General features: G+C 69.1%; 13 protein-coding genes, 1 other RNA gene and 1 pseudogene. 13 read left to right on the top strand and 2 right to left on the bottom strand.

Annotation, left to right across the window (positions count from 1 at the left end; all coding sequences use genetic code 11):
- The first annotated feature begins 138 nt into the window (after positions 1-138).
- The gene (gene smpB, locus VHB27_RS11615) at positions 139-621 is read left to right on the top strand and encodes an SsrA-binding protein SmpB (RefSeq protein ID WP_325600479.1); all 483 of its coding nucleotides are present in this window, start codon (positions 139-141) and stop codon (positions 619-621) included.
- Between the two features lie 4 nt (positions 622-625).
- Positions 626-1702 carry an anhydro-N-acetylmuramic acid kinase gene (locus tag VHB27_RS11610; protein ID WP_325600477.1) on the top strand — a complete coding sequence of 359 codons (1077 nt, stop codon included), beginning with the start codon at positions 626-628 and terminating at the stop codon, positions 1700-1702.
- A 229-nt stretch (positions 1703-1931) separates the two neighbouring features.
- On the opposite strand, the gene VHB27_RS11605 is transcribed toward VHB27_RS11610, so the two are convergent.
- Positions 1932-2597 carry an alpha/beta hydrolase gene (locus tag VHB27_RS11605; protein WP_325600475.1) on the bottom strand — a complete coding sequence of 222 codons (666 nt, stop codon included), beginning with the start codon at positions 2595-2597 and terminating at the stop codon, positions 1932-1934.
- A gap of 153 nt (positions 2598-2750) precedes the next feature.
- On the bottom strand, positions 2751-2996 hold the full coding sequence (locus VHB27_RS11600; RefSeq protein WP_325600473.1) for a hypothetical protein: 246 nt from the start codon (positions 2994-2996) through the stop codon (positions 2751-2753).
- A gap of 402 nt (positions 2997-3398) precedes the next feature.
- On the opposite strand from VHB27_RS11600, the gene VHB27_RS11595 reads away from it, so the two are divergent.
- The 11 genes and pseudogenes from VHB27_RS11595 to VHB27_RS11545 all read left to right on the top strand — a co-directional run.
- Positions 3399-4634 (top strand): cysteine desulfurase family protein, encoded by a 1236-nt coding sequence (locus VHB27_RS11595; protein WP_325600471.1) that lies wholly within the window; start codon positions 3399-3401, stop codon positions 4632-4634.
- Positions 4635-4643: 9 nt separating this feature from the next.
- Positions 4644-5864 (top strand): cysteine desulfurase family protein, encoded by a 1221-nt coding sequence (locus VHB27_RS11590; RefSeq protein WP_325600469.1) that lies wholly within the window; start codon positions 4644-4646, stop codon positions 5862-5864.
- Between the two features lie 4 nt (positions 5865-5868).
- Positions 5869-6201 (top strand): ferredoxin family 2Fe-2S iron-sulfur cluster binding protein, encoded by a 333-nt coding sequence (locus VHB27_RS11585; protein ID WP_325600467.1) that lies wholly within the window; start codon positions 5869-5871, stop codon positions 6199-6201.
- Between the two features lie 90 nt (positions 6202-6291).
- The gene (gene mnmA, locus VHB27_RS11580; RefSeq protein WP_325600465.1) at positions 6292-7380 is read left to right on the top strand and encodes a tRNA 2-thiouridine(34) synthase MnmA; all 1089 of its coding nucleotides are present in this window, start codon (positions 6292-6294) and stop codon (positions 7378-7380) included.
- A gap of 89 nt (positions 7381-7469) precedes the next feature.
- Positions 7470-7869, top strand: an RNA gene (rnpB, locus tag VHB27_RS11575) — RNase P RNA component class A.
- A 367-nt stretch (positions 7870-8236) separates the two neighbouring features.
- Positions 8237-8710, top strand: coding sequence for a division/cell wall cluster transcriptional repressor MraZ (mraZ, locus tag VHB27_RS11570; RefSeq protein ID WP_325600463.1), 474 nt, complete (start codon positions 8237-8239; stop codon positions 8708-8710).
- Positions 8707-9693, top strand: a pseudogene (gene rsmH, locus VHB27_RS11565) (16S rRNA (cytosine(1402)-N(4))-methyltransferase RsmH); the annotation flags it as partial. The gene mraZ and the pseudogene rsmH, both read left to right, overlap by 4 nt.
- 185 nt (positions 9694-9878) lie before the next feature.
- A complete protein-coding gene (ftsL, locus tag VHB27_RS11560; RefSeq protein WP_325600461.1) occupies positions 9879-11108 on the top strand; it encodes a cell division protein FtsL in 1230 nt (409 codons plus the stop codon).
- Positions 11109-11117: 9 nt separating this feature from the next.
- Positions 11118-13346, top strand: coding sequence for a peptidoglycan D,D-transpeptidase FtsI family protein (locus VHB27_RS11555; RefSeq protein WP_325600459.1), 2229 nt, complete (start codon positions 11118-11120; stop codon positions 13344-13346).
- Positions 13347-13350: 4 nt separating this feature from the next.
- Entirely contained in the window at positions 13351-14844 is a 1494-nt protein-coding gene (locus VHB27_RS11550) for a UDP-N-acetylmuramoyl-L-alanyl-D-glutamate--2,6-diaminopimelate ligase (protein WP_325600457.1), read from the top strand.
- The coding region (locus tag VHB27_RS11545; RefSeq protein WP_325600455.1) for a UDP-N-acetylmuramoyl-tripeptide--D-alanyl-D-alanine ligase at positions 14841-15726 on the top strand (886 nt) is incomplete at its 3' end. The genes VHB27_RS11550 and VHB27_RS11545, both read left to right, overlap by 4 nt.

Here is a 15726-nt window from a genome sequence, read left to right as displayed (position 1 = left end):
ATGACCGGGCTTGTCCCGGCCACCCACGCACCAGCGCCGAAACGCGGGTGGCCGGGGCAAGCCCGGCCATGACGGAGAGAGCGATGCCCCTTCCACCGACCAACCCGACCCCGTTCTCCAACCGAAACCCCGTTCCCCATGGCCAAAGCCGAAAAGAAGGGCCTGATCTCGCACGGCATCGCCGCGCAGAACCGCAAGGCCCGGTTTGATTATTCGATCAAGGACACCGTCGAAGCCGGCATGGTCCTGAAAGGACCCGAGGTGAAGTCGCTTCGCCACGGCCGCGCGACGCTGTCCGAAGCCTGGGCGGGGGAGCGCAACGGCGAGATGTGGCTGTTCAACGCCCATATCCCCGAATACCAGGGCGGCGTGCTGTCGCGGTTCGAGCCTCGGGCGCCGCGCAAGCTGCTGCTGAAGAAGAAGCAGATCGACCAGTTGCTGTCCCAGGTCGCCCGCCAGGGGGTCACGCTGGTGCCGCTGCAGATCCACTTCAACGACCAGGGCAGGGCGAAAGTGCTGCTGGGGGTCGGGGTGGGCCGGCAGAAGCAGGACAAGCGCGAGGCCATCAAGGACCGCGACTGGAAGCGCGACAAGGCTCGGCTCATGGCGGCGAGAGGCTAGGCGGATGCGGGTGATCGGGTTGATGAGCGGCACGTCGCTGGATGGCGTCGACGCTGCCTGGGTGGAAACCGACGGCCACGCCATCCAGGGTTTCGGCCCGACCCTGACGGTCCCCTATGACGACGCGCTGCGGCGCGACCTGCGCTTGCTGCTGGATATCGCGCCCGGCCTGGCGCCCGGCGATCACCGCCTGCTGGACGCGGAGCGGCGGTTGACCGCGGTCCACGCCCAGGCGGTCAAGGCCGTGGGGCAGGCGGCGGAACTGATCGGCTTCCACGGACAGACGATCCTGCACCAGCCGGACCGGAGGCGTACCTGGCAGATCGGCGACGCGGCGATGCTGGCGGCGGAGACCGGGGTGGACGTTGCGTTCGACTTCCGGTCGGCGGACGTGGCGGCGGGCGGGCAGGGGGCGCCCCTCGCACCGGCCTATCATGCCGCGCTGGCGCTCTCGCTGCCGAAGCCTGTGGCGTTGCTGAATATCGGCGGCGTCGCGAACGTCACGTGGATACCGGAGGGGGGCGACGGACACGGCAGTCTGCTGGCCTTCGACACCGGTCCCGGCAATGGCCCGCTGGATGACTGGATCGAGCGGCATACCGGGCAGCGCTTCGACCGGGACGGTGCGCTGGCGCGATCGGGCATGGTCGATGACGCCGTGCTGCAGCGATTGCTGGCGCATCCGTATTTCACGCAGACGCCTCCCAAGTCGCTGGACCGCCTGGACTTCGCCGCCTCGCTGGCTGCGTCGGGCATGGACCGGCTGTCGGTGGCCGATGGCGCGGCGACGCTGGTGGCCTTCACCGTTCAGGCGATCGCACGGGCGCCGCTTCCCGTCGCGTCCCGGCGCTGGCTGGTCTGCGGCGGAGGCCGCCGCAACCCCGCGATCATGGACGGGCTGCGCCAGGCGCTTGGCGTGCCGGTCGACGCGGTCGACAGCCTGGGTTGGGATGGCGACGCGTTGGAGGCGCAATGTTTCGCCTTCCTGGCCGCGCGGGTGGTGGCGGGCTTGCCGCTGAGCTTTCCGGGAACGACGGGCGTTCCGGCGCCGATGGCCGGCGGACGGGTTGCCCGGGCTTAAGCCCTAGGTAGCGGCCCCGTATCGGGGCGCTGCCCCCGGCCTGGCCCGGCTTGACTGGGCCACCTGCACCTCGGGGGGAGGAAGGTAGCCCGGTCAAGCCGGGGGGATACACACCGGCGGACACAGGTAGCGACTGCCCTGATGCCAATCTAGGGCCAGCTATAACGGTCGGTTCAGCCTATGCGGTCCACAACGCGGGAAAAGGGCCCCGCCCTTCTTCCGGTCCCGGTCAGTCCGCCGCGAGCGCCATCTGCTTGCGGGCGATCGCCTTGCCGCAATAGTCCTCGACGGCCTCGACCACCACGTCGGCATGGCGGGCGAACACGTGGTCCGCGCCGGCCAGGACGCGGTAATCGACATGCACACCCTTCTGGGTGTTGAGCTTGTCAACCAGCTTCCGCACCGCGCTTTCCGGTACCAGGTCGTCGGAGTCGCCGTGCATCATCAAGCCGCCGCAGGGGCAGGGGGCGAGGAAGCCGAAATCGTAGTGGTTGGCCGGCGGCGCGACGCTGACCCAGCCGGAAATCTCCGGCCGGCGCATCAGCAACTGCATGCCGATGAACGCACCGAACGAGTAACCCGCGATCCAAAGTCCGCCATGCCCCGGATTGACCGCCTGCATCCAGTCGAGCGCCGCCGCGGCGTCTCCGATCTCCCCGATGCCACCGTCGTAGCGGCCCTGGCTGCGGCCAACCCCGCGGAAGTTGAAGCGCATCACGGAGCAGCCGAGTTTCTGAAAAGCCTGATACATCGAATACGTGATGCGGTTGTTCATCGTGCCGCCGTGCAGCGGGTGTGGGTGCAGGATGAGAGCGACCGGAGCACCGGTTTCCTTAGAATGATGATACCGACCTTCGAGCCGACCGTCGGGGCCGGCGAACATTACCTCGGGCATGGCAATCCGTAACCTGTTTCCTGTCCCTCCGGCATCGACTGATCCGAAGCCACCGCAGCTTCGGTCCCCGTGCCGGGCCTGCAAATATCCGCGAACCTGGAAGAAATCCCTGTCTCCGCTCGCGGGAGGTAGAATGAGATGGGAACGCGACCCCTATTTGTCAGTTGCATGACGGGTCGAGCTGGCATTCTCATCCGCGATCAGATGGTTCATTTTTGGGCGCTTTGCCCCATTTGTCACCGCATCTCCATCTATCGAAGCCTTCACCGCTTCGCTTTCGGAATGATCCGCCAAAACGCATCCCGTCGCATCGTTAGACTTGATCACCCCATCCACAGCGGCCGCGTTATAAGACAAGTCAATGGCAAATTCATAATGGAAAAGTCGTATTTGCGCCATGTTTTATGCATATGTCTAACCTGTTATGCGTACGTCTCCATCTTAGCTTGATGTAACCATCAAAAGAGTTTGACTACCTGCGATTGTAATTTTCTCTGTACTTAGAGGGATTGCCTCGCACGGCCTCAAAGGCGTCGTTTCGTTCATATCGGTTTGTATCCATTTTGGGAAAAGATCGTCGTAAATGATACCCAACGAGGCGCGCCAGGCGATCCTCTTCCAGTCGGGTAACAACCTCCTACGATCTTCCTCCGTCTCGCGCGACCGGCCTTGATGCGCTGACGGCAAAGACGATAGACGCCGCTTCTGACGCCTCTCCGAACCACCCCCTCCCGGCACCCTCGGGACCCTCCCTTGGGGCACCCCCCCTTGGGGCACCCCGAAGACGGGATGAAGGCCGCCATGACAGACCGACACGTATACCTCGACGCCAACGCCACCGAACCCCTGCGCCCCGAAGCCCGCGAAGCGATGATCGCCGCTCTCGACACGCTGGGTAATCCCGCCTCCGTCCACGCGGCCGGCCGAGCGGCGCGGCGGATCATGGAGGACGCGCGGGAAACGATCGCGGGGCTGTTCGGCGCGAAGCCGGCCGATGTCGTCTTCACCTCCGGCGGCACCGAGGCCGACGTGCTGGCCGTCCGCGCCCTCGGCTTCGAGCGTGCGGTCATCTATGGCGGCACGGAGCACGACGCGGTCCGCAAGGCGCCGCCGGTCGGCTACGTCCTGCCGGTCCATGCCAACGGCGTGGCCCAGTCCGCCCTGCTGGAGACGATGCTGGAGGAAGAGGAGCGGCTGGCGCTGGTCTGCGTCATGCTTGCCAACAACGAGACCGGGACCATCAACCCGATCGACGTCCTCCTCCCCGTCTGCCGGCGTCACAGTGCTCGGTTGCATGTCGACGCCGTGCAGGCGGCCGGCCGCCTGCCGGTGCGGCTGGATCAGCTTGGGGCGACCAGCATGGCGATCTCCTCCCACAAGCTGGGGGGGCCGGCCGGTGCGGGCGCGCTGCTGTTGAACGAGGTCCACCGGTTCGGTCCGCCCATGATGCGCGGCGGAGGCCAGGAAGGCGGCCGGCGCGGCGGCACGCCACCGGTCGCCGTCATCGCCGGCTTCGCCGCGGCGGCCCAGGCGGCGGTCGCCCAGCTCCACGACATGAAGCGTATCGCCGGCCTGCGTGACCGGGCGGAAGCGGCAGCGGTCGCGGCGGGGGCGATCGTCTACGGCAACCCGTTGGAACGCCTGCCCAACACCACCTGTCTGCGCATGCCCGGCGTCCGGGGCGACCAGCAGGTGATCGCGCTGGACCTGGAGAACATCGCCGTCAGCTTCGGCGCCGCGTGCAGCTCCGGCAAGGCGGAGGCCAGCCATGTCCTGCAACAGATGCAGGTTCCCTATTACGAGGCCGAGGAGGCCATCCGCGTCTCCCTGCCCTGGAACGTGACCGAAGCGGATATCGACGCGTTCTGTAACGTTTATCCGCGGGTCGTGGAACGGCTGCGCAGCGCCGGGAACGCCGCAGGCAATGCCAGCCCAAATGCCAACCCAAATGTCAGCCCAAATGTCAGCCCAAATGTCAGCCCAAATGTCCCTGGGGCCGCCATGACGCCCCTGGCCCCGCAGGGAGCGGATGCCTAAGTCAACCGCATGAGCACGCTGCCCCCGCGCCCGAACCGCCCGGTCTATCTGGACAACCAGGCCACCACACGCTGCGATCCGCGTGTGCTCCAGGCCATGCTGCCCTGGTTCGCCGAAGAATACGGCAACCCCCACAGCGTCGAACACGTCATGGGCCGCCGCGCCGAGGAGGCCGTGGAGCGCGCTCGCGGCCAGGTCGCCGCGATCCTGGGCGTCGAGGCGCGGGAGGTCGTCTTCACCTCGGGCGCCACGGAGTCGAACAACATCGCCATCAAGGGTGCCGCCCGTTTCGCCGCCGCGCACGGCAACCCGGCGCGGCGCGTCGTGACGGTCGAGACGGAGCACAAATGCGTCCTGGAATCCGTCCGCGACCTGGCGGAAGAAGGGTTCGAGCCGGTCTTCCTGCCCGTTGGCGCCGACGGGCTGCTGGACTCCGAAACGCTACGGACCGCGCTCGTCGAACCGACGCTGCTGGTCAGCGTGATGGCCGTCAACAACGAAACCGGCGTGGTGCAGGACATCCCGGCGCTGGCCGCCATCGCCAAGGACGCGGGCGCGCTGTTCCACAGCGACCTCGCACAGGCGGTGGGGAAGATCCCTCTCGACCTGACCGGCTGGAAGGTCGACCTGGCTTCGGTCAGCGGGCACAAGATCTACGGCCCGAAAGGCGTCGGCGCCTTGTTCGTCCGCCGCCGGCCGCGCGTGCGGCTGACCCCGTTGTTCTCGGGCGGCGGGCAGGAACGGGGGCTGCGTTCCGGCACCCTGCCGGCACCGCTGCTGATCGGCCTGGGGGAAGCCTGCGCACTGGCGCAGGCCGAGATGGCGGCCGACGCGGAACGGATCGCCGGATTGCGCGGCGCGCTGCTGGACCGGCTGAAGGCCGCCATCCCGGATCTGCGGCTGAACGCCAGCCCGTCCCACCGCATCGCCGGCAACCTGAACCTGACCTTCCCCGCCGCGACCGCGGCCGCGCTGATGGAGGCTCTGCCCGACCTGTGCGTGTCCACCGGTTCGGCGTGTTCCTCGGCGGCGATCGAGCCGTCCTATGTCCTCCGCGCCCTGGGACTATCCGAGGAAGAGGCGGCGCGCACCTTGCGGATCGGCATCGGACGCTTTACGTCGCCCGCCGATATCGACTACGCCGCGTCCGCGCTGGCTGCAGCGCACACCGAACAGGCCGCCCAGGCGGCGCCGTCCAACCCCGCCCCTTCCACCTTGGCCGAGGCCTGAGTTCATGCCGAAAATGACGTTCATCGAGCGCGATGGGACCCGCCGCGAAGTCGAGGTGGCCGCCGGCTACTCGCTGCTTGAGATCGCGCATAAATTCGGCATCGACATCGAAGGCGCCTGCGAGGGCTCGCTGGCCTGCTCGACCTGCCACGTGATCGTGGACCCGGAATGGTACCCGAAGCTGCGGAAGCCGACCGAGGACGAGGAGGACATGCTGGACCTGGCTTACGCCCTGACCAAGACGTCCCGTCTGGGCTGCCAGATCGTACTGACCGACGAGCTCGACGGGCTGGTGGTGAAGCTGCCGCCCGGCACGCGGAGCGTGCTTGGATTATGACTACGCGGAGCGTGCTTGGATTGTGACTACGCGGAGCGTGCTTGGATTATGATGTCGTGGAACGTGTTGGGGTCGTGATGGGTCGCGATCATGCCTGACGGAAGCCTGGGCCGGTCGCGCGTGGTGGTCGCGATGTCGGGCGGCGTCGACAGCAGCGTCGTCGCCGGCCTGCTGCACGAGGCTGGGCACGAGGTGATCGGCGTCACGCTCCAGCTCTACGATCACGGCGAGGCCACCGGCCGCAAGGGCGCCTGCTGCGCCGGCCAGGACATCCACGACGCCCGCCGCGTCGCCGACCGGCTGGGCATCCGCCATTACGTGCTGGACGCCGAACGGCGCTTTTCCGAAGCGGTGATCGACGATTTCGCGGACAGCTATGCCAAGGGCGAGACGCCGGTCCCCTGCATCCGCTGCAACCAGACCGTCAAGTTCGCCGACCTGACCAGGATGGCGCACGGCCTGGGCGCGGACCGGCTGGCCACCGGCCATTACGTCCGCCGCGTCGACGGGCCGGACGGGGCGGAACTGCACAGGGCGGCCGATCCCGCGCGGGATCAGAGCTGGTTCCTCTATGCCACGACCCGCCGGCAACTGGACATGTGCCTGTTTCCCCTCGGCGCCATGGCCGACAAGACCACGGTGCGCGGCATCGCCCGTGACTTGAAGCTGGAGGTGGCGAGCAAGCCCGACAGCCAGGACATCTGCTTCGTCCCCGCCGGGACCTATGCGGACATCATCGCCCGGCGCCGGCCGGAAGCGCTGGAGCCGGGCGAGATCGTCGCCGCCGACGGGCGCGTGGTGGGGCAGCATGACGGGATCGCGCGCTATACGGTCGGCCAGTCGAAGCGCTTGGGGCCGGCAGCGATGCTGGACGGCGAACGGCAGATGGTGATCGCGACCGACGCCTTGCGGCGGCGGATCGTGATCGGGCCGCGCGACACCGCGGCGGGAACGGTACGGCTGCGCGCGGTGAACTGGCTGATCGATCCCCCCCCCGGCGCCCTGCGCTGTTCGGTGAAGCTGCGCGCTCGGGACACGCTGCGTCCGGCGTCGGTGACGCCCGAGGCCGACGGCGCGGTCGTGACGCTGGACGAACCCACGCTGCCGGCGCCAGGCCAGGCCTGCGTGTTCTACGACGACGACCGCGTCCTGGGCGGAGGGACGATCACCCGCGGGTGATCCGCGCGCCGACCCCCAGCCTGTTTTCGTCGTGGCGGCGATGGTCAGACCTCTTGACCCAACCCCCCGCCAGCCCCATACCCCCGCCGCCAGACAGCCGGGCGACCGCTGGCCGCAAGCCAGAGGAAAGTCCGGGCTCCACGGGAATGCGGTGCCGGCTAACGGCCGGCGGGGGCGACCCCAGGGACAGTGCCACAGAAATCAAACCGCCCGTGCAAGGCCGAGGCTCAGGCATCGGACCCCGCGGGCAAGGGCGAAACGGTGCGGCAAGAGCGCACCGCGTCCCTGGCAACAGGGGCGGCACGGTAAACCCCACCGGGAGCAAGACCGAATAGGGACGGCCGCGGCGGAGCGATCCGGCCGCAGGGACATTCCCGTCCCGCCGTCCGGGTTGGTCGCGAGAGGCGCATCGCGAGATGCGTCCCAGAGGAATGGTCGTCCCGCCTCGCGAGAGGCGGACAGAACCCGGCTTACAGGCTGTCTGGCCCATATCCCCGACCGCGCGTTTCAGCGCTCATTGGGATTCCGCAACGAATCCTCTGCGGAATGTGTCTAAAGGAACGAACCAAGAATACCTGGCTTCGACTGCCCCCCAATCACCGAAAATCCTGCAAACCGCCCCGGTAAGTGTCTGACGAAGGCGGGAAATTATCGGTCGATTCGCCCAGAAACCCCCGCAAACCCTTTGACCACCCAAAATTCTCCATGCTATCCCTGTCCAGCCCAAAAAAACCCAAAAGCGAATGCTGCCGAGGGGTGAGAACCCACCGCAAACCCTCATTCCCTCATCCACCGCCCCAGACCGCCTCACCGCCCATCGCGTTTCACCCTAGTTTCGAAAGGCACGTCGGTCCGGATGGACCAGTTCATCGGCTCACACCACAACAAGCTCGACGCCAAAGGGCGTGTGTCGGTGCCTGCGCCGTTTCGTTCCATCCTCAAAAAGTTCAGCCGCGCGGGAGAGGACTCCCTGGTCGCCCCGCTCGTGCTGCGGCCGTCGCATCAGTATCCGTGCATCGAAGGCTGGACGGAGCAGGGGTTCGAAGCCCTTGGCTCGCCGCTGGACGCCTACGATCAGTACAGCCCCGAGCATGAGGACCTCGCCATCGGCATGTTCGGCGACGCCTGCGCAATGGAGACCGACAAGGAAGGCCGCATCGTCCTGCCGTCCGATATGGTGGCGTTCGCCGACCTGACCGACAACGTCGTGTTCATCGGTGCAAGGAAGATCTTTCAGATCTGGGAACCCGCCGCCGGCGCCCGCCGCATCGCCGAGGCTCGGGCCAAGATCCGCACGATCGCGTTGCGTAGCAGCAGGTCCGCCGAATGAGCGGCCATATCCCCGTCATGTTGTCCGAGGTCATCGACCAGCTCGCGCCACGGGCGGGCGGCGTCTATCTCGACGGTACGTTTGGCGGTGGCGGCTATGCCCGAGCCATCCTGGACCACGCGGCCTGTACGCTGTGGGCGATCGACCGCGACCCCGAGGCGATCGAGCGCGGCGCCAGCCTGGTCGCCCGGTATCCCGGCCGGCTGCACCTGCTGCAGGGCCCGTTCGGCGACATGGTCACCCTGCTGCACGGCGCCGGCGTCACCGCGCTGGACGGCGTGGTGCTGGACCTTGGCGTCTCCTCCTTCCAACTGGACGATGCGGCGCGCGGCTTCTCCTTCCGCGTGGACGGTCCCCTCGACATGCGCATGGGCCGGCACGGGCCGACGGCCGCCGACCTCGTCAACAGCCTGCCGGAGCGCGAGCTGGCCGACGTCCTGTTCCAGTTCGGCGAGGAACGCGCGTCCCGCCGCATCGCCCGCGCGATCCTGGCCGCGAGGGCCGAGGCACCGATCGAGACGACAGGCCGCCTGGCCGCGATCATCCGCGCCGTATTGCCGCCCGACCGGTCGGGGATCGATCCCGCGACCCGCAGCTTCCAGGCGCTGCGCATCAAGGTGAACGACGAGTTGGGGCAGGTCGAGCAGGCGCTGGCCGCCGCCGCCGGCCTGCTGGCGCCCGAGGGCCGGCTGGTGGTCGTCTCCTTCCACAGCTTGGAAGACCGCATCGTGAAGCGGTTCATGACCGACGCCGCCGGCCGCGCCGCCGCGCCGTCGCGGCATGATCCCGGCGGCCTGCGCCAGGCGCCGCCTGCCGCGTTCCGGCTGCTGACCCCGAAGGCGCTTCGTCCGACGGAGCGAGAGGCGAGGGAGAATCCGCGGGCCCGCAGCGCGCGGCTGCGCGCCGTGCAGCGCCTCGGCGGCCAGGATGTTCGGCCGGGGGATGCCGCGGACGCGGCGCCGGGCGGTCGCGCGGGCCGTCCCTTGGTCCGCCCGCGCCGGGCGGCGTCTTCAATTCGCCAACCGGCAAACCGCCAACCGCCAAATGGCCAATCGAATGCCGAAATTTTCGCGGACCGGCCAGCGGTAACTATGCCGACTCGCGTGGTTTGCGAGACCATTTCGCTCTGCCTGCACGCTGCCACTGCGCACCCGAAAGCCAGCATCCCATGATCAGACCCCTCACCGTCGCCACCTTCCTGATGGCCTGCGGATCGGGCCTTTACCTCTACCAGGAGAAGCACGACGTCCAAGTGCTCGATCATACGATCGAGAAGACCGTCCGCGACACCAGCGCGCTGCGCGACCAGAGCCGGACCCTCGCCGCCGAGTGGACGATGCTGAACGATCCGGAGCGGCTGAGGGACTTCGCGAACAAATACCTCAAGCTGACATCGATCCAACCAGGGCAGTTCACCAACCTGGCCAGTCTCGACAGTCGCTTGCCGCCGGTGACGCCGCCGCAGAACCAGGATGCCGGCCAGGTCGTGGCATCGGCCGGGGACGCCGGTCAGTCCGCGGACGATGCCCCGGCGGACGATTCCGCGGCGGCCGACGCGACGCCGGTCCCACCCTTGCCGCCAAGCCTGGCGCGTGTCGCGGGGGATCGGGGGGCGTCCGCGCAGATCGCGTCGGCGCAAGGGGCGTCGGACCAGGCGGCGCAGAGCCAGCCCGCGACCGCCCAAACGACAGCGACCCCAACCTCCGGGGCTCAGGCGCAGACCGCTGTCGCCCAGGCCCCGGCCGCCTCCGGCCAGGCCGTGCCGGCAGCCGCGCCTCCGGCGAACCCTGCCCAGGTCGCGGCGGTGCCGCACCCATCCTCTTCGCCGGCGACGAGCGGGAGCCAGACGCAGATCGCGGCCAAGCCCGCAGACCGCAAGGTCGCCGCCGCCGACACGCGGCGACCGGCCGATATCCGATCCGCGGACCAGCGGACAGCAGACCAGCGCATCGCCGACCTGCGTTCGGGGGACCAGCGCCCGGTCGACCTGCGGCCCTCCGACTCCCATACCGCTCAATCGCGTATCGCCGACGCTCGATCGACCGATACGCGTCCGGACGCTTCCTCGACCGCCTCCTCACGCCAGGTGGCCGATGCTCGTCCCGTCGAGCCGCGCCCCTACGAGCAACGTCCGTTCGACCAGCGGTCCTACGAACAGCGCGCGGCTTATGTCCCCGACCGTCGCATCGCCGAAGCGCCGCCGATCCGGCAGGTCCGGCCGGCCCAGCCGCCGTTGCGCGTGGCAACGACCAGGCCCATGCCCTATCGTGCGCCGGCGCCGATCATACCCGCGCCGACCCCGGTCTCCGCGCCCTATAGCGGGTCGCTTCTGGGCATGGCGCGCACCGCGCCTGCGGCCCCCCGGCCGATGCCGGTCAACACGACCTACGCCAATTGAGACCGTGGCATGAGCGACCTGTTCGGCTCCGAACCGCCGCCTGACAACCGGGGACCGGGTGCGCGGTCTCCCGAGACGTCGTTTGGCGCACCCTCCGACACGCCGCGCCCCAACACCCCGCGCCCCGACACGCCACATCATGGCGCTCCGCCTTACGATGCCCCTCCGCCCGACGCTCCGCCGCAAAGTGCCGGGCGCTACGGCCGTCCCGCGTTCCGGCGCGGTGCCACCAAGGCCGACGGCGTGGTGCGCATGGAGAACGTCCGGATCACCGCTCCGGACCTGGCGCGGCGGGCGGCGCTGGAAAAGTCGCGGTCCCGCCTGGTGGTGGCGGCCGGCGGCTTCACCCTGCTGTTCGCCGCGGTCGTCACCAAGCTGGCTTTCGCCACCATCATCATGCCGATGGAGCCGCACCGGCTCGCCAAGGAAGTGACCCAGATCGTCGCGGAGGCGCCGCGCACCCCCATCGAGACGGCCTTGCCCGGCCAGCGCGCCACGATCACCGACCGCAACGGCCAGCCGATGGCGATCTCGCTGAACACCGTCGCGCTTTACGCCGACCCGCGCCAGGTGGGCGATCCGGAACAGGTGGCCGCGCAGCTCAAGAAAGTGCTGCCGCGCATCGATCTGAACGACACGATCAACCGGCTCAAGAGCGACAAGAAATTCGTCTATATCGCCCGCGAGATCAGCCCGCGGGAGGAGCTGGAGATCAACGACCTGGGCATTCCCGGCGTCGATTTCGAGCCGACGCAGCATCGCGAATACCCGCTGGGCCGCACCGCGGCGCAAGTGCTGGGCGGCGTCGACATAGACGAGCATGGCTTCGCCGGGGTCGAACGGTATTTCGACAAGCGCCTGAGCACGGACAACCAGCCGCTGCGCCTGTCGATCGACCTGCAGGTCCAGGCCGCGGTGCGCGAGGAACTGCAGAAGGCGATGGATGAGTTCACCGCGATCGGCGGTTGCGGCATCGTGATGGACGTGAACACGGGCGAGGTGCTGGCCATGGTCAGCCTGCCCGACTACGACGCCAACGACGTGCGGACCGCCCCGGCGGACGAGCGCTTCAACCGCGCGGTCGAAGGCACATACGAGCCGGGCAGCACGTTCAAGCTGCAGACCGCCTCGATGGCGTTGGATACTGGCGCCATCCATATCTGGGATGAGTTCGACGCGTCCCGCGCCATCCGCATCGGCCGGTTCACCATCACCGACTTCGAAGGCAAGCATCGCTGGTTGTACCTGCCGGAAGTGCTGGCGTATTCATCGAATCTCGGGGCGGCGCATATCGCGCTCGCGGTCGGCGCGGAGCGCCAGCGGGCTTGGCTCAAGAACATGGGCATGTTCGGCCGCACCGGCATCCAGCTGCCGGAATCCGCGCTGCCGATCATCCAGCCGGCTTCGGCCTGGAAAGAGGTCGTCACGATGACCGTCGGCTTCGGCCATGGCATCGCGGTGACGCCGCTGCACGTGGTGCGCGGCACGGCGGCGGTGGCCAACGGCGGCATCCTGCTGCGGCCGACGATCCTGGCGCTGAACCCCGGCGATCAGCCCGAGGGACGGCGGGTGATGCAGGAATCCACCTCCATGATCATGCGCAAGCTCATGCGCCTGGTGGTGACCGACGGCTTCGGCAAGGCGGCGGAGGTGGCGGGCTACTATCCCGGCGGCAAGACCGGCACCGCCGAGAAGGTCCGCGCGCATGGCGGCTATCGCAAGCATACCAACGTGTCGGCGTTCATGAGCGTGTTCCCGATGAACAACCCGCGCTACGCCGTCTATATGATGCTGGACGAGCCGCACGGCACCAAGGCGACGTATGGCTTCTCCACGGCCGGCTGGGTGGCCGCGCCGGCGGCGGGCAAGGTGATCGCCCGTATCGGGCCGATGCTCGGCCTGCTGCCCGACACAGTCGACGCGAAGGAGATCAACGCCTCGCTCTATATACCCCTGGAACCGGCCCGTCCGCCGGGCGCGTTCCAGCGTGGTCCCGGCAATCCCGGACCTTTCCCCGGCAACGACCCGACAAGCAATGCCCCCAGCCGCGAGATGTCCTCCAACCGGCCCAACCTCACCGTCCCCGCGACGGAACTGCCGACGGCGATCAGCCGCTCGCCCGAGGCGCTGCGTCACGAGACCCGCAGGACGGAACGCCCGAAGGAGAACGGCGTGAAGGACGGAAGGGTCGAGGCCAGGACAGTCCGGGTGAAGGCAACCGCCGTTGCGGATCGGTGAGATCATGCGTGCGCTTGAGACAGAACAGGGCATCGGATCGGCTCCGGTTTGGGGTGCGGCCGCGCCATCCGAGGCGAGGGACGCCATCGCGCGGCTGGACATCGTCGGCGTCACGGCCGACTCGCGCCACGTCGTGCCGGGCGACCTGTTCGCCGCGCTGCCCGGTACGCGGGTGGATGGCAGGGCGTTCATCGCCGACGCGGTTCGCCGCGGGGCGGTCGCCGTCCTCGCCCCCACCGGCACGCCCTGGCCCGACGGCGTGCCCCAGCGCCCCGTCATCTTCGACCCCGAACCGCGCCGCAGCCTGGCGCGGATCGCCGCGGTGCTCGCCGGTCCGCATCCCCAGACCGTCGTCGCCATCACCGGCACCAACGGCAAGACCAGTTCGGCCGAGTTCACCCGCCAGCTCTGGACGATGGACGGACGGAAAGCGGCCAGCCTGGGCACGCTGGGCGTCATCGCCCCCGGCTTCGATCCCGGCCCCGGCCTGACGACCCCTGATCCGGTCACGCTCGCCGAGACCCTGGCCGGCCTGCGCCGCAAGGGCATCACCCATGCGGCGATGGAAGCGTCCTCTCACGGGCTGGACCAGTTCCGCCTGGACGGCGTCCACCTCGCCGCTGCGGCCTTCACCAACCTGACGCGCGACCACCTGGACTATCACGGCTCGATGGAGGCCTATCGCGCCGCCAAGCTGCGCCTGTTCGACACGCTGCTGCCCCAGGGCGCGCCGGCCGTCGCCCAGGCGGACATGGACCCCGATACGCTGGCGGCGCTGCGCGCCGTCGCGGCGTCCCGCAGGCTCGACCTGCGCACGGTGGGCGAAGCCGGCGAGACGCTGCGGTTGATCGCCGCGCGGCCGCTGCCGGACGGGCAGGAACTGACGGTCGAGGCCGCTGGCCAGCGCCGGACCGTGATGCTGCCGCTGCCCGGCCGGTTCCAGGCCGACAACGCGCTGCTCGCCGCCGCGCTGACCGAGGCGCTGGGCCTGAAGGACGCGCTGTCCCGCCTGTCTGGCCTGTCGGGCGTGCGCGGCCGGATGGAGATGGCGGCGCGCCTGCCCAACGGCGCCGTCGCCTACGTCGACTACGCCCACACGCCCGACGCGCTGGAACGACTGTTGACGGCGCTGCGTCCGCATACCGCAGGGCGGCTGCACGTCGTGTTCGGGGCCGGCGGCGACCGCGATCGCGGCAAGCGCCCGCTGATGGGCGAGGCCGCCGCGCGCCTGGCCGACGCTGCGATCGTCACCGACGACAACCCACGCTCCGAGGATCCAGCGGCGATCCGCGCCGCGATCCTGGCTGCCTGCCCGGGCGCGCGGGAGGTCGGCGACCGGGCAAAGGCGATCGAGGCGGGACTGAACGCCTTGGGGCCGGGCGACGTTCTGGTGGTGGCCGGCAAAGGGCATGAGCAGGGCCAGACGGTCGGGGCGACGGTGCATCCGTTCGACGATGCGGCCGTCATCCGCGCGTTGGCGGGAGGGCCGGGCGCATGAGCCTGTGGACCCCTGACGAGCTTGCCGAGGCGACGGGCGGCGTCCTGACCGCGCCGTTCGCGCCCGAGGGCGTCTCCATCGACACCCGCACCCTGGCGAAAGGCGACCTGTTCGTTGCGCTGGTGGGCGAAGGGCGGGACGGCCATGCGTTCGCGGCCGACGCCATCGCCAAGGGCGCGTCCGGGGTCATGGCGCATGAGGACGTCGCGTGTCGCCCGCTCCTCCGCGTCGACGACACCCTCGCCGGCCTCCACCGCCTGGGCGCTTTCGCTCGGTCCCGCTTCACCGGCGACCGCGTCGTCGCGGTTACCGGCAGCGTCGGCAAGACGACGTCGAAGGAAATGCTGCGCGCCGCCCTGTCGGGGTTCGGCGCCACCCATGCGGCGACCGCCTCCTATAACAACCACTGGGGCGTGCCGCTGACACTGGCCCGCATGCCGCGCGACGCGCGGTACTGCGTGGCCGAGATCGGCATGAACCACCCCGGCGAGATCGCCCCCCTGTCGCGTCTGGTGCGTCCGCATGTCGTGCTGATCACGACGATCGCGCGCGCGCATGTCGGCCATATGGGCGGGATCGAGGGGATCGCCGACGAAAAGGCCAGCATCGCGGCCGGCCTGGAGCCGAACGGCATCGCGGTGCTGCCGATCGACACCGACCAGTTCCGCCGCTTGCGCGAACGCGTCGGCACGACTCGGGTCATGACGTTCGGTGCCGCGCCGCAGGCCGATTTCCGGCTGCTGGACCTGCGGCAGGACGCCGACGGGTCTCAGGTTCACGCCGATCTGGCCGGCCGGACCGTGACGTTCCGCGTCGCCGCCCCCGGTGCGCATATGGCGATGAACGCGCTGGGCGTGCTGGCCACCGTGGCGGCCATGGGTC

Origin of the sequence: Rhodopila sp. (genome assembly GCF_035548235.1) — a bacterium.
Lineage (GTDB): Bacteria > Pseudomonadota > Alphaproteobacteria > Acetobacterales > Acetobacteraceae > Rhodopila.
This window is presented reverse-complemented; position numbering and strand designations above follow the sequence as displayed.